21 protein-coding genes are annotated in these 19,427 nt (G+C 62.0%); 9 read left to right on the top strand and 12 right to left on the bottom strand.

The window, feature by feature from the left end; all coding sequences use genetic code 11:
• Nucleotides 1-46 precede the first annotated feature (46 nt).
• Together ACS0VV_RS02255 and ACS0VV_RS02250 are read right to left on the bottom strand one after the other, a co-directional pair.
• The gene (locus ACS0VV_RS02255) at nt 47-862 is read right to left on the bottom strand and encodes a ThuA domain-containing protein (RefSeq protein WP_483531115.1); all 816 of its coding nucleotides are present in this window, start codon (nt 860-862) and stop codon (nt 47-49) included.
• Nucleotides 859-2,799: a M1 family metallopeptidase gene (locus ACS0VV_RS02250; RefSeq protein WP_483531114.1), complete on the bottom strand. Its 1,941-nt coding sequence runs from the start codon at nt 2,797-2,799 to the stop codon at nt 859-861. The genes ACS0VV_RS02255 and ACS0VV_RS02250 overlap by 4 nt, the downstream gene beginning before the upstream one ends.
• Before the next feature lie 190 nt (nt 2,800-2,989).
• Between ACS0VV_RS02250 and ACS0VV_RS02245 the strand changes: the two genes are divergently transcribed.
• Both ACS0VV_RS02245 and ACS0VV_RS02240 read left to right on the top strand, forming a co-directional pair.
• Nucleotides 2,990-3,901, top strand: a complete 912-nt coding sequence (locus ACS0VV_RS02245; protein ID WP_483531113.1) for a hypothetical protein — start codon at nt 2,990-2,992, stop codon at nt 3,899-3,901.
• Nucleotides 3,902-3,910: 9 nt separating this feature from the next.
• A complete protein-coding gene (locus tag ACS0VV_RS02240; RefSeq protein WP_483531112.1) occupies nt 3,911-4,843 on the top strand; it encodes a glycoside hydrolase family 16 protein in 933 nt (310 codons plus the stop codon).
• A gap of 18 nt (nt 4,844-4,861) precedes the next feature.
• Here the strand turns inward: ACS0VV_RS02240 and ACS0VV_RS02235 are convergent, their stop codons facing one another.
• The 3 genes from ACS0VV_RS02235 to hemF all read right to left on the bottom strand — a co-directional run bounded on the left by ACS0VV_RS02235 (nt 4,862) and on the right by hemF (nt 6,936).
• A complete protein-coding gene (locus ACS0VV_RS02235) occupies nt 4,862-5,296 on the bottom strand; it encodes a hypothetical protein (protein WP_483531111.1) in 435 nt (144 codons plus the stop codon).
• Nucleotides 5,297-5,307: 11 nt separating this feature from the next.
• A complete protein-coding gene (locus tag ACS0VV_RS02230) occupies nt 5,308-6,012 on the bottom strand; it encodes an FRG domain-containing protein (RefSeq protein ID WP_483531110.1) in 705 nt (234 codons plus the stop codon).
• 66 nt (nt 6,013-6,078) lie between these two features.
• The gene (hemF, locus tag ACS0VV_RS02225; RefSeq protein WP_483531109.1) at nt 6,079-6,936 is read right to left on the bottom strand and encodes an oxygen-dependent coproporphyrinogen oxidase; all 858 of its coding nucleotides are present in this window, start codon (nt 6,934-6,936) and stop codon (nt 6,079-6,081) included.
• A gap of 157 nt (nt 6,937-7,093) precedes the next feature.
• Between hemF and pdeM the strand changes: the two genes are divergently transcribed.
• Together pdeM and infC are read left to right on the top strand one after the other, a co-directional pair.
• A complete protein-coding gene (gene pdeM / locus ACS0VV_RS02220) occupies nt 7,094-7,810 on the top strand; it encodes a ligase-associated DNA damage response endonuclease PdeM (RefSeq protein ID WP_483531108.1) in 717 nt (238 codons plus the stop codon).
• 92 nt (nt 7,811-7,902) lie between these two features.
• Nucleotides 7,903-8,421: a translation initiation factor IF-3 gene (gene infC / locus ACS0VV_RS02215; RefSeq protein WP_483531107.1), complete on the top strand. Its 519-nt coding sequence runs from the start codon at nt 7,903-7,905 to the stop codon at nt 8,419-8,421.
• A gap of 65 nt (nt 8,422-8,486) precedes the next feature.
• Here infC and ACS0VV_RS02210 read toward each other — a convergent pair whose 3' ends face one another.
• The 3 genes from ACS0VV_RS02210 to ACS0VV_RS02200 are packed head-to-tail and all read right to left on the bottom strand — an operon-like array spanning nt 8,487 to nt 10,655.
• Nucleotides 8,487-9,686, bottom strand: coding sequence for a pyrophosphate--fructose-6-phosphate 1-phosphotransferase (locus ACS0VV_RS02210; RefSeq protein WP_483531106.1), 1,200 nt, complete (start codon nt 9,684-9,686; stop codon nt 8,487-8,489).
• A gap of 46 nt (nt 9,687-9,732) precedes the next feature.
• The gene (locus ACS0VV_RS02205) at nt 9,733-10,245 is read right to left on the bottom strand and encodes a hypothetical protein (RefSeq protein ID WP_483531105.1); all 513 of its coding nucleotides are present in this window, start codon (nt 10,243-10,245) and stop codon (nt 9,733-9,735) included.
• Nucleotides 10,246-10,277: 32 nt separating this feature from the next.
• On the bottom strand, nt 10,278-10,655 hold the full coding sequence (locus tag ACS0VV_RS02200) for a VOC family protein (protein ID WP_483531104.1): 378 nt from the start codon (nt 10,653-10,655) through the stop codon (nt 10,278-10,280).
• Nucleotides 10,656-10,726: 71 nt separating this feature from the next.
• Between ACS0VV_RS02200 and ACS0VV_RS02195 the strand changes: the two genes are divergently transcribed.
• The 4 genes from ACS0VV_RS02195 to ACS0VV_RS02180 all read left to right on the top strand — a co-directional run bounded on the left by ACS0VV_RS02195 (nt 10,727) and on the right by ACS0VV_RS02180 (nt 15,637).
• Nucleotides 10,727-12,181: an SLC13 family permease gene (locus ACS0VV_RS02195; protein ID WP_483531103.1), complete on the top strand. Its 1,455-nt coding sequence runs from the start codon at nt 10,727-10,729 to the stop codon at nt 12,179-12,181.
• A 148-nt stretch (nt 12,182-12,329) separates the two neighbouring features.
• Nucleotides 12,330-13,661 (top strand): cystathionine gamma-synthase family protein, encoded by a 1,332-nt coding sequence (locus ACS0VV_RS02190; protein WP_483531102.1) that lies wholly within the window; start codon nt 12,330-12,332, stop codon nt 13,659-13,661.
• Entirely contained in the window at nt 13,658-14,557 is a 900-nt protein-coding gene (locus ACS0VV_RS02185; RefSeq protein WP_483531101.1) for an ATP-grasp domain-containing protein, read from the top strand. Before ACS0VV_RS02190 ends, ACS0VV_RS02185 begins: the two co-directional genes overlap by 4 nt.
• Before the next feature lie 120 nt (nt 14,558-14,677).
• Complete coding sequence (locus ACS0VV_RS02180) at nt 14,678-15,637, top strand: hypothetical protein (RefSeq protein WP_483531100.1); 960 nt, start codon at nt 14,678-14,680, stop codon at nt 15,635-15,637.
• Between the two features lie 22 nt (nt 15,638-15,659).
• On the opposite strand, the gene ACS0VV_RS02175 is transcribed toward ACS0VV_RS02180, so the two are convergent.
• The gene (locus ACS0VV_RS02175) at nt 15,660-16,184 is read right to left on the bottom strand and encodes a J domain-containing protein (RefSeq protein WP_483531099.1); all 525 of its coding nucleotides are present in this window, start codon (nt 16,182-16,184) and stop codon (nt 15,660-15,662) included.
• A 197-nt stretch (nt 16,185-16,381) separates the two neighbouring features.
• On the opposite strand from ACS0VV_RS02175, the gene ACS0VV_RS02170 reads away from it, so the two are divergent.
• Entirely contained in the window at nt 16,382-16,543 is a 162-nt protein-coding gene (locus ACS0VV_RS02170) for a hypothetical protein (protein WP_483531098.1), read from the top strand.
• A 1-nt stretch (nt 16,544) separates the two neighbouring features.
• Here the strand turns inward: ACS0VV_RS02170 and pal are convergent, their stop codons facing one another.
• From pal to ACS0VV_RS02155, 3 genes are read right to left on the bottom strand one after another with little or no spacing between them, the layout of a single operon-like run.
• Nucleotides 16,545-17,072: a peptidoglycan-associated lipoprotein Pal gene (gene pal / locus ACS0VV_RS02165; protein ID WP_483531097.1), complete on the bottom strand. Its 528-nt coding sequence runs from the start codon at nt 17,070-17,072 to the stop codon at nt 16,545-16,547.
• Between the two features lie 45 nt (nt 17,073-17,117).
• Nucleotides 17,118-18,491, bottom strand: coding sequence for a Tol-Pal system beta propeller repeat protein TolB (gene tolB / locus ACS0VV_RS02160; protein ID WP_483533480.1), 1,374 nt, complete (start codon nt 18,489-18,491; stop codon nt 17,118-17,120).
• Entirely contained in the window at nt 18,491-19,387 is an 897-nt protein-coding gene (locus ACS0VV_RS02155) for an energy transducer TonB (protein WP_483531096.1), read from the bottom strand. Before ACS0VV_RS02155 ends, tolB begins: the two co-directional genes overlap by 1 nt.
• Nucleotides 19,388-19,427: the final 40 nt, after the last annotated feature.

Here is a 19,427-nt window from a genome sequence, read left to right as displayed (position 1 = left end):
CGAAGCTTTCGGCAAGGGGAAAGTACGCGATGGCAGCGCGGGCGGGTTAGCCGTCCGTGTCCGGACAATCGCCCTCGCCCATTGACCACGCGATGCCGCCTGCAATCAAGCTGCGCATTCCTTCTTCGGCATAGCTTTCCGCCGTATGGCCCATCGCGTTGTAGAAGCTTCGGCCTTCACCGAGACAGCGCAGCCAGACGATGGGATGGTCTTCCGCCGTCGGTATAGCCGAGCCGTCCACCCAGCTGCCGCGGACATAGCTGCTATTGTCTAGCGTTGCGAGCACGTGGAACTTGCCGCGCGCGCTGGCATCGAACGAATACCACTCGTCGGTGCGGTACCATGTTTCGGGCAGGCCTTGCATCGCGGGATGATCGCCATCCTCGATCCGCACGGTGCCGGTGCGCTCGCCCGGATTGAGCGGGTGGCCGATAAATCGCGGGCCGATCAGCTCGCTCTGGAACCAGTCCCATTCGAGGCTGGCATCACCCGCCGAATGCAGCCCTACGAAGCCGCCGCCATTCTCTACGAAAGCGCGGAAACTCGCCTGCTGGCCTTCAGTCAGCGAATTGCCCGATGACAGCGTGAACACCACCGTATCGAAGGCGGCGATGCGGTCCGCCTCCAGCCAGCGCGCATCCTCGGTAAAGGTGACGCTCCAGCCCTGTTCGTGGGCGATATCGGCGATGGCAGACCATGCCGCGTCGATACTGTCATGGCGCCAACCGACGGTGCGGCTGTAGACAAGGATCGAGCCCTGCTCTCCGTTGATCGCCGGGCTGGGCGTGTTGATTTGCGCAGCAACAGGACTGCCCATCGTTGCCAGCACGAGGGCGGCGACACCGGCGAGCGCCCGGATCATTCGCCTTGCGCCTGATAGCCGACAATCTCGTCGACATTGCCGCGGGTGTAGCTGTGATAGCCGCCACGGGTTTCATCATAGAGCTCGGTGGCTTTGGGCTGGCCCCAGGCACCGGTGCCCCACATCGCACGGAACAGCGGCGCGACGAATTTGTTGCGACCGACGCGGGCGAGGAATTCCTCCGCCTGAGGGACGGCGGGTTCATATTCATTGCGCAAGGCCGCTTCCAGCCAGAGGAACAGCACTTCGTTGTTGCCGCTTTCCGACAGGCCTAGCGTATCGTTGAGCGCAGCAAGCTGCGCGTCGCTCAGTTCCTCGGGCAGGGTTTCGAGGAAGCGGCGCTGCGATGCCGCCGTCCATTCGCCCCATGCTTCGGCATCCGGCAAAGTGCCGTCCGCCGCATAGGCCGCCGCCGCCGCATCGGCATCGGCGAAGGCCGCAGGATCGGGAGCGAGCGCATTGGACGGTATGCCGGTGCCATAAACCCATTCGTCGAGCATCAGCGCCTCTTCCAGCTCGGCATTGTCGCCGATCAGGTTCGCACGCATATCGGCAAGCATCATTTCGGACGTCACCGGCTGGAACGCGTGATTGTCGAACCACTGGGTAAGCCAAGCATCGAATTCTTCGCGACCGACGATGTTCTCGACAGTGCGCAGGAAGACCGTTCCCTTGTCGTAAATCGCCGGGCCGACCGTATCGAACGGGCTGGTACCATCGGGCGTGCGCATCGCGGTGGTGGGATTGTCCGCCCCTGCGCCTTCGACAGCTTCCACCAGCGAAGCGTAACTTAAGGTGTATTCCTGCTCGGCACGCAGCTCGCCATACACCTCTTCGGTGATGCGGTTCTCGATGTAGCTGGTGACGCCTTCGTTCAGCCAGCCATCGCGCCAGCTGGCATAGGTGGTGAGGTTGCCCGACCAGCTATGCGCCAGCTCATGCGCAACAAGGCTGTTGTTCGAACGGTCACCTGCAATGAAAGTCGGCGTGAGAAAGGTCATCACCGGATTTTCCATCCCGCCATAGGGAAAGGCGGGCGGCAGGATGATCATGTCATAGCGGCCCCAGCGATATTCGCCGAACAGGTCGATCCCGGCATCGATCAGTTCCTCGGTATCGCCCAGCTCCTGCTCTGCCGCTGCCAGCATTTCGGGTTCTGCCCAAACCCCCGAACGCGGGCCGAGTTCGGCGAATTCGATATTCCCCGCAGCAATCGCGATGAGATAGGGCGGGACATTGTTGTCCATCACGAATTCGAAGGCGCGCTGGCCCTCACCCGTATCTTCGGGATCGCCACGGCTGATGCCGGACATCACCACGGTGAGCGGTTCAGGCGCGGTGATGCGCGCTTCCCAGGTCTGGCGGATGCCCGGGCTGTCCTGCGTCGGGATCCAGGTCCGGTTGAGGATCGCCTGCCCCTGGCTGAAGACGAAGGGATGTTCCCCGCCCTCGGTCTGTTCGGGATCGAGCCATTGCAGCGCGGCAGCTTCCGGCCCGCTCGCATAGGTGATGACGATCTGCTGCAATTCCGGCCCGGTCATTTCGCCCAGTTGCACGGTGATCGGCTCACCCTTCTCGGCGTTCTCCGCATCCGCCTCGCCGATGGTGAATTCGAGCGCATTGCCGTTCCCGTCGGTAACACCGCCGATGACGAGGCCATTGCTGTCGAGCACGATTTCGCTCGCGCCTTCTGCTGCCTGAATGTCCAGCGTCGCGGTGCCCTCGACTTTCTTGGCTTCGAAATCGAGCGCCAGATCGAGCGCCACGTGTGTTACCCGCGCTTCCAAAGGCCGCGCATAGGTGAACTCGTCGAACGCTTGCTCGGTCGTCAGAATGGGCGCGACGGTGCGCTCCTGCTCACCCAGCCCTTCGACGGTGCAACCGGTAAGAGTGAGCGCCGAGGCGGCTATGGCGAGTGGGATGGCAGGAAAACGCATAAAAACTCCGCTTGGGAAACAGTTTTGCAATGACGCTGTCATAGGCAGGCAACAGGGCGCTGTCATCCGTCGATAATGATGGGCATTTGAACGAGAGCCTAATGCCGGAAACTTTGCTATGGTTCAGGCATTGTCCAGCAAGCGCCGCGTCTTAATGCTTGCGCGACCCCTAGAAGCGAGACCCGACCTGATGCCGCTCAACCGCTTTCTCCGCCGCAGTGCTGCCCTCGCCTGCGTGCTGCCGCTTTTCGCCGCCGCGCCCGCGCTGGCGCAGGACGCCATTATCGTGCAGGGCGAGCGGATCGAGACCGCCGATATCCGCAACACCGCGCGTGATATCACCATCGGTTCCTATTCCGCGCAGGTGCCGATTGCCCGGTTCCAGCGCCCCGTCTGCCCCGGTGTCTGGGGTTTGACCGAGGAAAACGCGCAGGCCGTGCTTGACCGGATCGTGTTCAACGCGTTGCAGGCCGATATTCCGGTGGCGGAAGAGCCCGATTGCGGCGCGAATGTGTGGGTAATCGTGGTCGATGATGCCGAAGCCACCTTCGAGCGGCTGCGCGACGAGGACTCCTTCCTCACCCGCCATCTTACCCGCTATCAGGAGCGCAAGGTGCGCGACCAGGAAGGCGCGGTGCGTGGCTGGAACATCATTTCCACCCGCAATCCGGAAACCGGTATCGTGCAGCCCGACGGATTCGAGCTGGCGGGCGCGTTTCAGGAAGCGATCACCAACGGCACCCCGCCGCCGGTCAACGAAGTGAACCGTATTTCCCGACTCGATCTGGGCATCCGCACCGATATCGAACTGTCGGTCGTGTTGGTCGAACGCTCCGCGCTGGCGGGTGTCGATAGCGCCGCATTGGCCGATTACGCGACGATGCGGCTGCTCGCTTACACCGAGCCGCCATCGGTGGAAGGCCCGGTATCGACCGTGCTGACGCTGTTCGCACCGGGTGAAGCGGGCGAATTCGCGCCCGAACGCATGACCGCGTTCGACCGCGCGTATCTCCGCGCCATTTACCGCAGCAGCCCAACACGGCCGGCGCGCATGGCGCTGGGGAATATCTCCGATGCGATGGAGACGATTGAAACGCCGTAGGCTGCGCGAATGGCGCGTGACAAGCGCGGGCGCTGGCGTTACACCGGCACCATGAGAACGTTCACATCCTCGCTCGCCCTGCTTTCCGCGCTCACCCTCACCGCCTGTCAGGCAACCGCTCCGGCGGGCGGTAATGCCGCCTCACCTTCGTTGCGCGCGGACCGCGAGTTGATCTTCTCCGACGAGTTCAATGACGGCGCGCTCGACCGCTCCAAATGGACGCCTGTTGGCATGGAGTTCTGGGTCAACCGCGAGGAGCAGGCCTATGTCGATTCGCTCGAAACAATCCAGTTCGCCGACAATGTAGAAGGCGCGGATGGCGGCGTGCTCGTGCTGCGCCCGGTCTACCAGCCGGGGCAGGACACCAATGCCGAACGCAATGCCGATTTCCTCTCCGGCCGGATCGAGAGCATCGGCAATTTCGAATTCACCTATGGCCGCGCCGAGGCGCGTATCCGTATGCCCGATGCGACCGGCGTGTGGCCCGCCTTCTGGCTGCTGGGCGATGCGCCCTGGCCGAGCGAGGGCGAGATCGACATCATGGAGTATATCGGAGAGGCGGACTGGACGGGCGTCGCTGTGCACGGCCCCGGCTATTCGGGCGATATGGGCATCGCCGACCGGCAGTACTTCCCCGCAGGCACCGACGTCACCGACTGGCACGTCTATTCCGCCGAATGGACGCCAACCGAAATCCGCTTCTATGTCGACGACGTGCTGACCTTCCGCGTGCCCAAGACCAACACCGAATTCTTCGGCGAATGGGTGTTCGACAACCCGCAATATGTGATCCTGAACTTCGCAGTGGGCGGGATTTACCCGTACAAGATCAACGGCATCGAAGAGCCCTATGTGGGAATGCCGCAAGCGACCGCGGACCGGATCGCTGCTGGCGAGATCAGCATGGAAGTGGACTGGGTGCGGGTTTATTCGGGGGAGTGACTAGATGGATTGTGATTCTCACAATCCTGGAAGATAAATGTCTCTCAGTTCCTGCGAACCATTAAGGTCGTGAAATTTGACCACCGATTCCAGAACACGTGTCCGTTTGGAGTCTCCAGGGCCGTCAAGTTCAATCGTTGTATTCGCTAGCACTTCGTAGGAACCTACGCCCGGTAAGGGAGCACGCGTAGATGGAACAAATCTTACGGATTTAACCTCTGGATGCCCCGAACGATATTTTAGTTGAATATGCTTTATGATTGCATGCAAGGCCTCATCGGCCACTTCGGGTGAGATGTTCGCCGCCGCCCCAGCTTTGATGAGCGGCTTCTTCTTCAGCTTCCCGAACGCTAATTTTCCTGATGAAGACTTCGCCTTCGCAGTAACACCCTGAGCCCGCCGACGACGGCTTATGGGGGTAATTTTCCGCTTTCCGTTGGCAACTGCAGTCATCTCACATTTCCTTACGTTAAGGCCAAGAAACCTTTGTTCGTTTGCATGCGCCAGTCCAACGATTTGCAGAGACCGTCAAGGTCGGGATAAATATGCGAGGCCTCTATCCCGAAGTCCAGTAGACGGTTCTGGATAAGTTCTCGTTCTGCCGCAGGGATCGTAAACTTGTGCCGTTTCGGAATCGATAATGGCTTCGTCGGATCGCCGTGCAGCACGAAAAGACCGCGCTGAGTAGTAATACGCGTACTCACTGGACTGGTTTCCATAAGATAGAAACCGTCACTTACGACGTGCGGATCGGTGACAGATGTACCATCCGAGAGCTTCCCGGTCGCGGCATCAAGTGATTTGATGTCAGATCGCTCAATCTCGAGCGCATAAACGCCCGCATCCGTTCCCTGCGGATAAGACGAGACAGCAAACCAAGCAGCCACCAGCGGACTAGTCGACCAGTCAGTCAAACGGGTCGGCGCACCGTGATGCTGCGCCAAAGCCAGCCATTCCCAGTTCGACCCAACGGCCACGGATAGAAAAGGTCTCGCCCTACTCTTAAAAGCATTGAAGAGGTTCTTCTCACGCGAGGGCGAATAGTTGTAAGCCTTGCGAGCAACCTTAGGAACAATCTCGCTGTCGTCTGCTTGACCGCGAAACAAAAAACCGCTTCCTCCATGCAGATCAGCCCAGTCTAGAAATCTCGTCCAGCAATCTTTCGCCATTAAGCCCCCTCAAAGTCTTAATGACTATGCCTGCATCTGGTATTGACCTTATGCAAGAAGAAATTTTTACGTCCAAACCGCCTCAGGCGGCAAGCTCATCAAAATAGCGTCGATATTGCCACCGGTTTTCAGGCCGAACAAAGTCCCCCGGTCATAGACCAGGTTGAACTCCGCATACCTCCCACGCCATTCGAGTTGTTGCAGCTTTTCCGCGTCGTTCCATTCCATCTCCATCCGGCCGCGCACCAGCTTGGGGTAAATGTCGAGGAAGGCCTCGCCGACGTCGCGGGTGAAGGCGAAGTTGCGGTCGAAGCTCGGATCGTCGTCGCATTCCAGATGATCGTAGAAAATCCCGCCCACGCCGCGCGCAACGCCGCGATGGGGGATGAAGAAATACTCGTCCGCCCATTGCTTGAACCGGTCGTAATAGGTCGGGTTGTGCGCCGCACACGCAGCGCGCAGGCGGGCATGGAACGCTTGCGTATCCTCGTCATAGGGCAGCGCGGGGTTCAGATCCGCTCCGCCGCCGAACCACGCCTTCTGCGTCGTCAGGAATCGGGTGTTCATATGCACATTGGGTGCGTGCGGATTGCGCATATGCGCGACGAGCGAAATGCCGGTGGCGGTGAAATGCGGCTCCTCCTCGCTCGCACCGTTCACCTGTGCGGCAAATTGCGGGGAGAACGTGCCGGAGACGGTGGAGACGTTGACGCCGACCTTCTCGAACACCTTGCCCTTCATCAACCCTTGCACCCCGCCGCCGCCATGCGAGCCGTCCTCGGTATCGCGGTCCCACGGCGTGTATTCGAATGCGGCGTCAGAGCCGGCATCGCGTTCGATCGATTCGAAGGCTTCGCAAATGCGGTCCCGCAGGCTTTCGAACCATGTGCGGCCCTGCTGGGTCTCGTTCGTCCAATCCGTCATAATCCCTCCACAACCCAAAACCCGCTCACCCTGAGCTTGTCGAAGGGTTGTCCTTCCGTTCGTCCCTAGCACTAGAAGAAAAAGCGATCCTTCGACAAGCTCAGGATGAGCGGTTTTTTAGGTTGCAACAAACCGCGATGATCGCCATCAGCGGAATATGGTTCCCCTTTCGTTCACCTTCCCCTTTTGCGGCGACGAATTCGTCATGGTGCCGCAGGCGGGCGGTGCGCGGGCGCTGTTCTGGCCGCGCGAGAATGCGCTGCTGGTGGCCGATCTGCATCTCGAAAAGGCGAGCTTTTATGCGCGCCACGGGCAGATGCTGCCGCCCTATGACAGCCGCGAGACTTTGGAACGGGTGGCCGACGCCATCCGCATCACCGGCGCGCGGCGGCTGTATACGCTGGGGGACAATTTCCACGATTCGGACGGGTCGCAGCGGCTGGAGGAACACGCCGCAGGTATGCTCGCCGCCCTCACCCGCGCGGTCGACTGGGTGTGGATTACAGGGAACCACGATTCCGAGATGGAAGCAAAGTCCGGCGGCACCGTGGTCGAGGAACTGGAAGTCGGCGGCACCGTCCTGCGCCATATCGCCAAACCCGGCGAGACGCGGCCCGAGCTTTCCGGCCACTTCCACCCCAAGGTGCAGGTGGAAATCCGCAATCGCCGGATTCGCCGCGCCTGTGCAGTGGTGTCTTCGAGCGAAGGCGGTGCCGGACGCATGATCCTTCCCGCCTTCGGCGCGCTCACGGGCGGAATGAACGCCGCCGATCCGGCGATCCTGAAGGCTCTCCAGCCCGCCAATGCCGTGGACGCCATCGTTCCGGCGGGGAAGAAACTGGCAAGATTCCCGCTCTATAGAAACGCCGCGTGAAACGCTGGCGTTTACCCGCGTTACGTCTTACATAGTCGCCACAAACCAACCGCTACAGGAGCACTCTCATACCACGTCCACCCCGCCGCAATATGGCACCGCCGATCAAATCCGGCCCGAAATACGATTATTTCATCCAGGCAGAGAAGGTTCGCGTCATCGATGATGAAGGCGAAAATCTCGGCGTGATGTACACCGAAGAGGCGATCGAGCAGGCCGCTGAAAAGGGCCTCAATCTCGTCGAGGTTTCGCCCAATGCGAACCCGCCGGTGTGCAAATTCCTCGATGTCGGCAAGTACCGCTACGAAGCGCAGAAGAAGGCCAACGCCGCGCGCAAGTCGCAAAAGACGCAGGACATCAAGGAAATCAAGATGCGTCCCAACATCGACGATCACGATTACGACGTGAAGATGAAGGCGATGCACAAATTCATCGGCAATGGCGACAAGGTGAAAGTCACCCTGCGCTTCCGCGGACGTGAAATGGCGCACCAGCATCTGGGCATGGACCTGCTCAAGCGGGTGCAGGACGATATGGCCGAAGACGCCAAGGTCGAAGCCTTTCCGCGCCTCGAAGGCCGGCAAATGCTGATGGTGCTCGCGCCGAAATAGGCGTTTGCTTCGGTGATTCGAACAAGGGGCGTACCGCAAGGTTGCGCCCCTTTTTGTTTGGCTCCTTACGCCTGCCCGAGATCGCGCAGCAGCTCGACAAACCACTCTTGTGACGGGTCGAAATGCTTGCCGCCCTTGATTCGCGCAAATTCGATGGCGCGCAGTTCATCGCCGCGTTCCTCGTCCTGCCCCACCACGCCGGACTCGCCGCGCAAGGCGGCGTCGACGGCGTGGTCGGTGCAGGCGCGGATCAGCGCGAGGTCTGCCTCGTTGGCGGGGGCGGAGCGGGAGAAATAGCCGCTCTTCTGCACCAGCACCTTTTCCGCACCCACCGCTTCAGCCAGCTTGGTGGCGAACCATTGGCCGGGGTTCACCTTGTCCAATTTCACATGGCCGAAGGCATCGCGCGGCACCTCCTCGCCCGCCGCTTCCATCGCGGCGACGATTTCCTCCACACCCGCGCCTTCCGAGATGAACAGGTTCACCCCGTCCTGCGCGTCCATCACGGCCTTCAGCCGCGCGGCCTCGGCAGCGATGTCGAAAGGGCGCTCGGGGATATAGACGCCGTGCACATCCCAGCGGGCGGCGGCGTTTTCGGGCCATTCGGCGAAGGGCGCGCTTTTGACCCAGCTGTGATGCGCGAAGGCAGTGGCGGCGGTCAGCCAGCCGCAGTGACGACCCATCACCTCGTGCACGATGAGCATACGAGGATTGGCCGAATGTTCGGCGATGATGTTGCGAGCATAGACCGCCCCTTGCTCCGCCGCCGTATAAGCGCCGAGCGATTGTTTGATCGGGATCACGTCATTGTCGATGGTCTTGGGCAGGCCGACCACGGTGAGGTCGTAATCATTGGCCTTGAGGAACGCCGCAAGATCCGCCGCCGCCGTATTGGTATCGTCCCCGCCAATCGTGTGCAGCACATCGACGCCGTCTTTGGTGAGCTGCTCGGCAGCGACCTGCAACGGGTTCTGCCCCTCCTTCACGAGGCCCCGCTTCACGCAGTCGGCGACATTGGTGAGCTTCACCCGGCTGTTGCCAATGGGGGAGCCGCCAAAAGCGTGAAGCCGCCCGGCAGTCGCGCGCACGCGGTCGGGCACTTCGACATAATCACCGGTCAGCAGCCCGGCATAGCCGTTGCGGTAAGCGATCAGGCGGATTTCGGGAGCGACCTCGGTATACCGCTCGATCAACCCGCCGACAGCGGAGGAGAGACAGGGGGCAAGACCCCCGGCGGTGAGCATTGCTACGGTTTTGACAGCCATGGGAAGCGTTCTGCCAAGGGATGCGGGGGGACGCTAGGGGGAATTGCTATTGCCGGATGCCGGAATACCGTTGGGGCCTGCTCCCACAGTCGAGGAAGGGCGCCTGATCTGCAATTCTTCGTGCGCGGTCATTATCGTCGATCTGGCTTTCAACGATGCAGGACGTGCCATCACGATTCAGTTTGAACACGGTCAGAAATGAAGCAGGCTCGCCGTCTGCAACGCCAAACGTCTCGCGCATTCTGATGATCACTGCATAGGGTTCGAATTCGAGCATATACTCGCTGCCGCGCCATTCAATGGGCCAATCTGCGTCTCGGTCAATTCCGAACATTCCGCTGGAATGCGGCACCTCGCCGAAGCCCACGAAGAGACGCGCTGAATCCGAATAGCGCCACCAGATCGGGATACCGTCTACCCCTTCGCAGCGGTTCAATATGAAGTCTGGCTCGATAGCCGATGCAGCTTCGGTGCAATCTTCCAGCAGAGTGTAGCGACTGCTTCCCAAGGGCTCGTCACTCACCTGCGCCTGCGCTGGCGTGGCGAGAACAATTGCCACTGGCGCCATCCCGCGAGCAAGAAGGTTCCGCATCACCCCGCCTCCCACAGCTCCACCGGATTGCCGTCGCAGTCCTCGATGCGGGCGAATTCGCCGACGCCGTCCATGCCTTCGCGGTGGGTGTGTTCCACGCCTGCTTCGGCCAGCTTTTCCAGCAGCGCCTCCAGCCCTTCGACGCGCAAATTGAGCATCACTTGCCGGTCCGCCGCGAAGTAATCGCTATCCGCCTTGAACCCCGCAAACACAGTCGGCCCCGCTTCCTGCGTCCACACCCATTCGCCATCCGGCGTCGGTTGCCCGCTCTCGGTCGCCGCGATGCCGAGATGGTCGCGATACCACGCTGCCAGCCGCGCGGGGTCTGAAGAGCGGATGAACAGCCCGCCAATCCCCAGAACCTTGCCCTCTGCCATACGCCCCTCCTTGCCGCCTGTGTGTGATGCCTTAGAAGGTATCGCAAAAGCACGGTAAGGGATAGCAGCACATGACCGCAGAACGCATCGGCTTCTGGCTTGGCCCCGCCCTGTTTGCGCTCACCCTGCTACTGTCCGCACCCGAAGGAATGGGCGCGCCTGCCTGGAACGCGGCGGGTCTGGTGGCTTGGATGGCGACGTGGTGGATGACGCAGGCGGTGCCATTGCCCGCGACTGGCCTGCTCCCCTTCATAACCGCGCCGTTCTTCGGCGGCGGAACCGCGCGCGAGGTGGCGTCTGACTATTATTCGCCGATCATCTTCCTGCTGCTGGGCGGTGCCTTCATCGCGCTCGCTATCGAGCGGACGGGGCTGCACAAAAGGCTTGCGGCGTGGATACTCGACCGGATCGCCGGGCGCGGGGGCGAGTTCGGCTTGCTGCTGGGCTTTATGGTGGCGGCGGCGATATTGTCGAATATCATCAGCAACACTTCGACCGCGCTGATCATGATGCCGATGGTTCTGGCGGTACTGGCGGGCGGGGATACATCAGCGACAAGCGCTCCGGCCTCAAGTAGCGAAGCGGTAGGCCAACAAGATGGCCTATTTGGTGCACTACCGATGGGCCTGGCCTTCGCCGCGAGCATCGGCGGCCTCGGTACGATTATCGGTTCCCCCACCAATGCCATCGGCGCGGATTTGCTGCGCGAGATTTCGGGTGTCGAGATCACTTTCGCCACCTGGGCGCTCTACGGAATGCCGGTGGTAATCCTCGGAGTCCCGCTCGCCGCGTTCATCATAGCCAAGGTGCAACGCATTTCCGCGCATCCTTTCGACATTCCCGCCGCGCGCGCCGCAATTGATCCGCCGGGCGAATGGAGCAGCGCGGAGCGGCGTTTGGTGCCCGTCATCGCCATCACCTTCGTCGCTTGGATGGTGCAGAGTTTCGTCTCGCCCTACCTACCCGAAGGTGCGGTGACCGATGGCACGATCGCCATCGCCGCCAGCCTAGCGCTGTTCGTTCTGCCCGACGGGAGCGGGCGCAAAATGCTCGAATGGCGCGAGGCCGACCGCGCACCGTGGGGCGTGCTGCTGATGTTCGGCGGCGGCCTTGCACTGGCAGGCGCGATGACGCGGACGGGGCTCGCCGACTGGTTGGGCAATGCGCTTTTGCCACTGGCGGGTGTTCCACTCATCGTGATCGCTCTGGCTTTGGTCGCCATGGTCGTGCTCATCACCGAGTTTGCGAGCAATGTCGCCACGGCGAGCGGCATCATGCCCGTCGTCGCGGCGCTCGCGGTGGCGATTGGCGGCGATGCGGAGACCGTGCTGCTGCTCGCCATGCCGGTCGCACTGGCGGCAAGCTGGGGCTTTGTCCTGCCTGCTGGCACCGGCCCCAACGCTATTGCTTGGAGCACTGGCCGCATCGCCCTCCCCCGCCTGATCAAGGCGGGGCTGACACTCGACGTCCTCGGCACATTCCTGATCGTCGGCGTGGTCTTCGCGATAGTGCCGCTGGCGAGCTGACCCTTGCCTCGACTCGCGTGCGGAGATAATTGCGCGTGAAACCGGATTTCGGGCAGTTGCGCTTCTGTGGAGGTTAGGAGCGGGTGGCCTGAAAACCCCGACCGGCTCCTGCCTTCCTGGGAGCGTGATTTAGGAAGGATGCCAGATTATGGCTGACCAGCACGACGATCCTTTGGGTTCCGTCACTCCCCCCACCCCGCGCCGCAAGCCCAAGCCCAAGGTTACGACCATTGGCGGCCGCCCGATGAAGCCGTCAACGCTGATGATGGGCCACGGGTTCGATCCGGCGCTGTCGGAAGGTTCGCTCAAAGCCCCGATCTTCCTCACCAGCACTTTCGCGTTCGAGAATGCGGCGGCAGGCAAGCGCCATTTCGAAGGCATCACCGGCAAGCGGCCGGGCGGCGCGGAAGGGCTTGTCTATTCGCGCTTCAATGGGCCGAATCAGGAAATCCTCGAAGACCGGCTCGCCATCTGGGACGGCGCTGAGGATGCCCTGTGCTTCTCCAGCGGGATGACCGCGATTGCCGTGCTGATGCTCGCGGCGTGCAATGCGGGCGATGTGATCGTGCATTCGGGCCCGCTTTACGCCGCATCCGAAGGCTTCGTCGCCAAGGTTATGGCGAAATACGGTGTTACCTATATCGCCTTCCCCGCGGGTGCGACGCGGGAGGAGCTGGACGCGGTGATGGTGGAAGCCAAGGCCAAGGCCGAAGCGCAAGGCGGCGAAGTGCCGCTGATCTATCTCGAAAGCCCTGGCAACCCGACCAATGCGCTGGTCGATATCGAGGCGGTCAAGGAAGCGCGCGATGCGCATTTCGATCCCGATCGCTGCCCGATTGCGATCGACAACACATTTCTAGGCCCCCTCTGGCAGCGCCCGCTTGAGCACGGCGCCGATCTGGTGGTCTATTCGCTCACCAAATATGTCGGCGGGCATTCCGATCTGGTCGCGGGCAGCATTGCCGGGGGCAAGAAATGGGTGAACGCGGTGCGCGCCCTGCGCAACACGATGGGCGGTATCGCCGACCCGCACACCGCATGGATGCTGCTGCGCTCGCTCGAGACAGTGGAACTCCGGATGCAGCGCGCGGGCGAGAATGCGGCGAAGGTGTGCGAATTCTTGAAAAGCCATCCCAAGGTGGAAGGCCTCGGCTATCTCGGCATGATCGACGATGCCCGCCAGCAGGACATTTACGACCGGCATTGTCTGGGCGCAGGCTCGACCTTCTCGGTGTTCATCAAGGGCGGCGAGGCGGAATGTTTCGCCTTCCTCGACGCACTCAAAGTCGCCAAGCTGGCGGTCAGCCTCGGCGGCACCGAAACACTCGCCAGCCACCCTGCCAGCATGACGCATCTTTCGGTGCCCGACGAACGCAAGGCGATGCTGGGGATCACCGACAATCTGGTGCGTATTTCCATAGGGATCGAGGACGCCGACGATCTGATCGCCGACTTCGCGCAGGCCCTGGACGCGGTATGAGCGGACTGCCGGTGCGGGTGGGGTTCCTCGCCTGCGAGACCACCCTGCCCGGCTCTCCCATCCGTCGCAGCGATGCGTTCGAGCATGATTTGCAAGTCGCCGCGCTTGCGCCTGCTTTGGCGGAGCGCGGCATCGGCATGGTCGAACTCGACTGGGCGGGGCCGCTCGACACCTTCGCCGGTATCGAGCTGGTGCTGATCGGCACATCGTGGAATTATCAGGACAGGCAGGAGGAATTCCTCACCCGCCTCGATACGTTGGCCGCGCGCGGCATCGCGGTGTGCAATCCGCCCGATGTGGTGCGCTGGAATATCGGGAAGTCCTACTTGCGCGAGCTTGCCGAAGCGGGTGCGGTGACAATCCCGACTCTGTGGCTGGATCGTGCGGGACCGGGAGACATCGCCCGCGCGTTCGAACATTTCGATGCAGAGAAGCTTGTCATCAAACGGCAGGTAGGAGCAGGCGCGCTGGGGCAGGAGATATTCTCCCGCGATGCGCTGCCTGCTGGCGGGTGGCATTTTGACCGGCCCGCTATGATCCAGCCCTTCCAGCCCGCCATTCGCGAGGAAGGCGAGTATTCGTTCCTCTTCTTCGAGGGCGCGTTCAGCCACGCGATCCTCAAACAGGCACAGCAGGGCGAATATCGCATCCAGTCGATGTATGGCGGAAGCGAGCGCGCGATCACCCCCGATGCAGAGCAGATTGCCGCGGCGGCAGACGTGATGGCCAAACTGCCCTTCGCCGCCCCGCTCTATGCACGCGTCGATATGCTGCGGCTGACCGACGGGCGCATGGCGGTGATCGAGGTGGAGATGATCGAGCCCTATCTCTACCCCGAACAGGGGCCGCGAATGGGTGAAATGCTGGCTGCCGGAATCGCCCAGCGGATCGGCTGACGCGGCAAGTGGCGCATTAAGCGGTAAACGCCGCTTGCCCCGTGCCCTGCCAGACAGCTAAGGGACAGGTTCGGCGGCGTAAGGGTCGCATTGCTCTACGGGTTACAGACGGGAATTATCGTGCTCCGGAAAATCGGTCTATTGCTTGGCGCTGCTTCACTTGGCGTTCTGGTTACCTCTTGTGGCGATGACGAAACGCCAACGCCCACGCCGACATCCACGGATACGAGCACGCCCACACCGACGCCGACATCGACCGCCACGGGCGGGATCACTTTTTCGCTGACGCAGGATTTTGCTGCCGGCGCCGCCAATACCAATGCTATTGTCGGCTTCTTCACGCCGGACGGAAGCACCGCGGAAGTGTTCAGCAGCGCAGCGCGGGTCAATGGTTCGGCCTCGATCGAATTCGACGCATCGCCCGAAACAGTCAGCTTCGGCTTCCCCGATATCAGCGCTCTGCTGGTCTTTGCCGCCGCCGACTTTGTCAGCGTGAGCGCGACCGAACGACGCTATGTGCGCGGAGACGAGGCGCTCACCCTGTTCCTGCCCGCCACCCACATCATGCGCGTGTCCTATGATCTGGACGATCAGGCCTTCACGCGTGACAGCGTGGCGGGGACGCTGCGCAGTCGACGTTCGTCCTTGTTCTTCAATCCGATTACGACAACCGCAGATATCACCGCAGCGCTCACCTACACCGGAACGGCAGAGGCATTTGGCGGCGCACCGGGCGTGACCCCTTCAGGCATACTGACCGTCACCGCAACCAATCTGGTTGTCACGCCGGGCGCGACTGCCACGGCAGCGGATACAGTGACCATCACCATCGAAATCTTCGAAACGGTGAACAACGTGTCGACCCGCGTCGCCACGCTGGTGATGACCGATGACGTGGCCGCCAATGGCACGTTCTTCGGCGATATTGACGACAATACCTTCGGTCTCGATGGCGAGTTCGCGGGCGCGCTGGCCGGGCCCAACCGCGAAGAGGCGTTTTTGGTGTTCTCGGTAACCGACGATGACCCTGCCGATACCGACAACCGCCGCTTTGTCGGTTCGTGGATCGGCGCGCGCTAAGGCGCGTTCCGGCCCTTCCGGATCAACCTTTCCATACGCGGCGTTCTTCGGCGGCTTTCAGCACTTCATAGGCGAGCTGGAGCTTCTGGAATTCCTCCGCCGCGGCCTTGTCACCCGGCTTCACGTCGGGATGCACCTTCTTGGCCCGCGCGCGCCATTCGCGCTTGATCGCGTCGAAATCGGCATCGGCTTCCAGCTCCAGCACTTCCAGAGCACGCATTTCATCGGCTGATCGCGAGCCGTCGCCGCTGCTCGCCCAGCCGTAATGCTGCGCCTCGGCATAGCCTGCGCTTTCGGTCTGTTCGGCCTTCGCGCGGGCCTTCGCCTCTTCCTTGTCGAGCCCTTCGAAATAGTCCCACCCTTTGTTGTATTCGGCCGCGTGGCGTTGGCAGAAATACCAGCGCTCCTTGCTGTTGGGACTTTTGGGAGCGGGGCAATCGCCCTTCTCGCTGCAGCCATAACGGTCGCACAGGCGCACTTCGACAGCGTCGCGGCTGTCTTCATAACCGCGCCAGCGCGGGAAGCCCCAATCGTTGGAGCGCGCCATCAGGAAAGGCTCGAAACACTGTTCATGCGAGGCCTATAGGCGAGCCGAAGCGATTGGTGAACCGTGTTGCTGCCTTGCTTGGACTTTAGTCCATGGGCGGGAACCGTTCATCGGTTTGCAACGTCTATTGGCATAATGCTGCATTGCACCATCGCACTGGCGCGCTAGGCCGCAGCGGTGAAAGACAAGGACAAACCGTGAGCAAGCAACTGGCCATTTCCGCAGCCGCATCAATCATGGCGATGGCGAGCTTTGCCGTGTTGTCTACGCCCGCGCCTGCACCCGGCATCGCCTATGCTGCTCACGAAAAAGGCGCGCAGACCGAAGTCCACGCGCCCTTTGTCGTGCTCGGCGAATAGCTCAGCGGCTGATCATCACCGTGACCGAACGCCGGTTCTGCGCCCAGGCTGCTTCGTTCGAAGCGGTCGCGCGCGGGCGTTCCTCGCCATAGCTCACCGTGCGCAGGCGGCTTTCGGGGACGCCCAGACTGACCAGATAGTTCTTCGCCGCATTAGCGCGGCGCTCACCCAGGGCGAGGTTGTAATCGCGCGTGCCGCGTTCGTCGGCATGGCCTTCAACCGTCGCCGTGGCGCTGGGGTATTGCAGCATATACTCAGCCTGTCGGCGCAAGGCCGCAGCATCTTCGCTATCGATATTGAAGCGGTCGGTGTCGAAATAGATCGTGTCTGCTCCCATCATCGCCGAAGCGAAATGCGCCTGGCTTCCGGGCAGCGGCGTCGTCGAAATCGGTGTCGTCGGCTGCGTAGTCGGCGTATTGGTGGCAACATCCTGCGGCACCGGCGGGGTGCTTTCGGGCGGCGTACGGCTGCACGCGGCGAGCGCCAGCGCGCTGGTGAGGGACAAGGCAATCATATTACGCTTCTTCATATCGCTCTCCTTGGATCATGCGGCCCATTGGGGTGTAAAACGCAGTTAGTTCAGAACCGGTCCCCAGGCCGGATCTGATGCTCCCACCGGCGTGCGCAGGCGACGTTCATTCTCCCCGGTGAGATCCACCTGATAGATTGCCGTGTCGCCAGAGCCTTGCTCGGTGCGAAAAAACTGGATGATGCGGCCATTGGGCGCCCAGCTGGGGCCTTCATCGTGCCAAGCATCGGTCAACTGGCGCATATTGCGCCCATCCGGCGTCATCACCGCGATGCGGAAATTACCGGCTATGTGGGTGAAGGCGATCTGGTCGCCACGCGGGCTCCATTCGGGGCTGGCGCAGCGCCCGCCGAAAAAGCTGATGCGCCGCTGGTTGGTGCCGTCGGCATCCATCACATAGCATTGCTGGCTGCCCGAAGCATCGCTCTCGAACACGATGCGGCTGCCATCGGGCGAGAAGGAACCGCCGACTTCGATCGAGGGGCTGTCGGTGAGGCGCAGCGGCGTTCCCGAACCATCGGCGCGGATGCGGTAGATGTCGGTGTTGCCCGCTACCGCCATCGAATAGAGGATGTAGCGGCCATCGGGGCTCCAGCGCGGAGCGAAAGTCGGATTGCTGCTTTCGGTGACCAAGGTCTGCCGCCCGCTGTCGATTTCATAGACATAGATGCGCGGATTGCCGTCCTGATAGGACAGATAGGCAATGCGCGAATAATCGGGCGAGTAGCGCGGGCTGAGCGCGGTCGACTGGCCGTTTGTGATAAAGCGGTGGTTCGCCCCGTCGCTATCCATGATGGCGAGCCGCTTGATGCGGTTATCCTTGGGGCCAGTCTCGGCAATATAGGCGATGCGGCTGTCGAAGAACGGGCTTTCGCCCGAGAGGCGCGAATAGACGAGGTCGGCGCAGCGGTGGGCCGCGCGGCGCCATTCGCCGGGCGCGACTTCCCAGCCCTCGCGCACCAGCTCGGTCTGCAAAACGACGTCGTACAGATAGCACCCGACCGTCAGATTGCCGTTGTCATTAGCGCGGACGAAGCCGTGGACGAGCATTTCTGCCGAACGCCCGCTCCACGTGCTCCAGGCTGGCGCGGTCGTCTGCGCATAGGTCGGGCGCGGCAGCGCATCGGGGCCGACCGGGCGGAACAGGCCGTTGAAGCGCAGATCGTTGTAAACGACGCTCGCCAGCTCGAACCCCAGCGCGGCGGTGCCGTTCGCATTGGCGGGGGTGGCGACGTCGCGGTTGGTGGCGAAGGAGGCGATGGCGATGCCGATGTCCTGCCACGCTGAATCGTCGGTGACGGTGCCAGTCAGGGGGCCATCATCTGGATCCTGCGTTTGTGAAGGATCGCTGTCCTGAGCTACTGCAGAAATCGGCAACAGCAAGAATGCGGCGATTGCCGCCAGCATCGTTTTCATCATCAAAGCCTTCTGTCGAAAGTCCATTCGAGGTCATCCCATCGACTGTAAAATTCCTGCGGAAGTTGGCTGAAATCGCCAAGCTGCACAGCGCGAATTGCCCTTTCGCAGTGTAACTGCGCTTGGGGACGATTAGAATCGTTAATACCGGATTGGTTGACGCAACGCGGAGTACCGGCAACCGAACCGTTGCGGTTTAGACGCCACGAGACCGTTGTCACAAGCAATTCTGCATCAACGCCCTGCGGAGCGCTCCAATTGCGGCGAAGCTGGCGAGTAATCGCAGAGCGCAAATCCGCCGCCTGGGTCGGCCCAAAGGTCGCCGCAGGCTGGCCGGTGTTGTTGGTGTCATTCGTCCCCGTGCCGGGGCTAAATGCGTCATTAAAGCGGCTTCCCCCCGCACGGCGCGAAGGCGTGGGAGTAGGAGTCGGGCGCGGTGCCGATGAGCGGCTCGGCGTGGGCGTCGGGCGGGGCGCACTGGAACGGGTCGGCGTAGGAGTGGGTCGCGGCGTAGCAGTGCGGCTGGCGGTGGGTGTCGGGCGCGGCGGAGGTGTCGTCGTGCGCGGTGTGCGCGTAGGCACCGCTTCAGGTTCCGGCGGCGCCAGTTCGGGCTCGGGCGGAGCCGGCAATTCGCTCACCACCGGCGCGAAGCTGGCGGCAGGCTCGGCGCTGGGATCGGGCGCGGTGCTTTCCAGGCTGATTTCACTCGCCAGACTAACCTCGATCCGCTCGGGCGGCTTGATCGGCTCGACTTCCCGCGTCGCGTGCCACACCAGCAAAGCCGCCAGCGCGCCATGCGCAACAACGGCCACGCCGATGCCAAGGCCTTCTTCGCCGGAAAGGGACGCTGGATTGCTCATGTCACCCGGCAGGCTGGCTTTCAGCGGCTGAACCGTCACTGACCGGAGCGGCTTCTTCGACGGCCTCTGCCGGAACGCT

It is taken from the genome of Aurantiacibacter sp. KMU-128 (genome assembly GCF_056933515.1).
The sequence above is the reverse complement of the archived record's forward strand: the minus strand, read 5'-3'. Positions and strand labels throughout refer to the sequence as shown.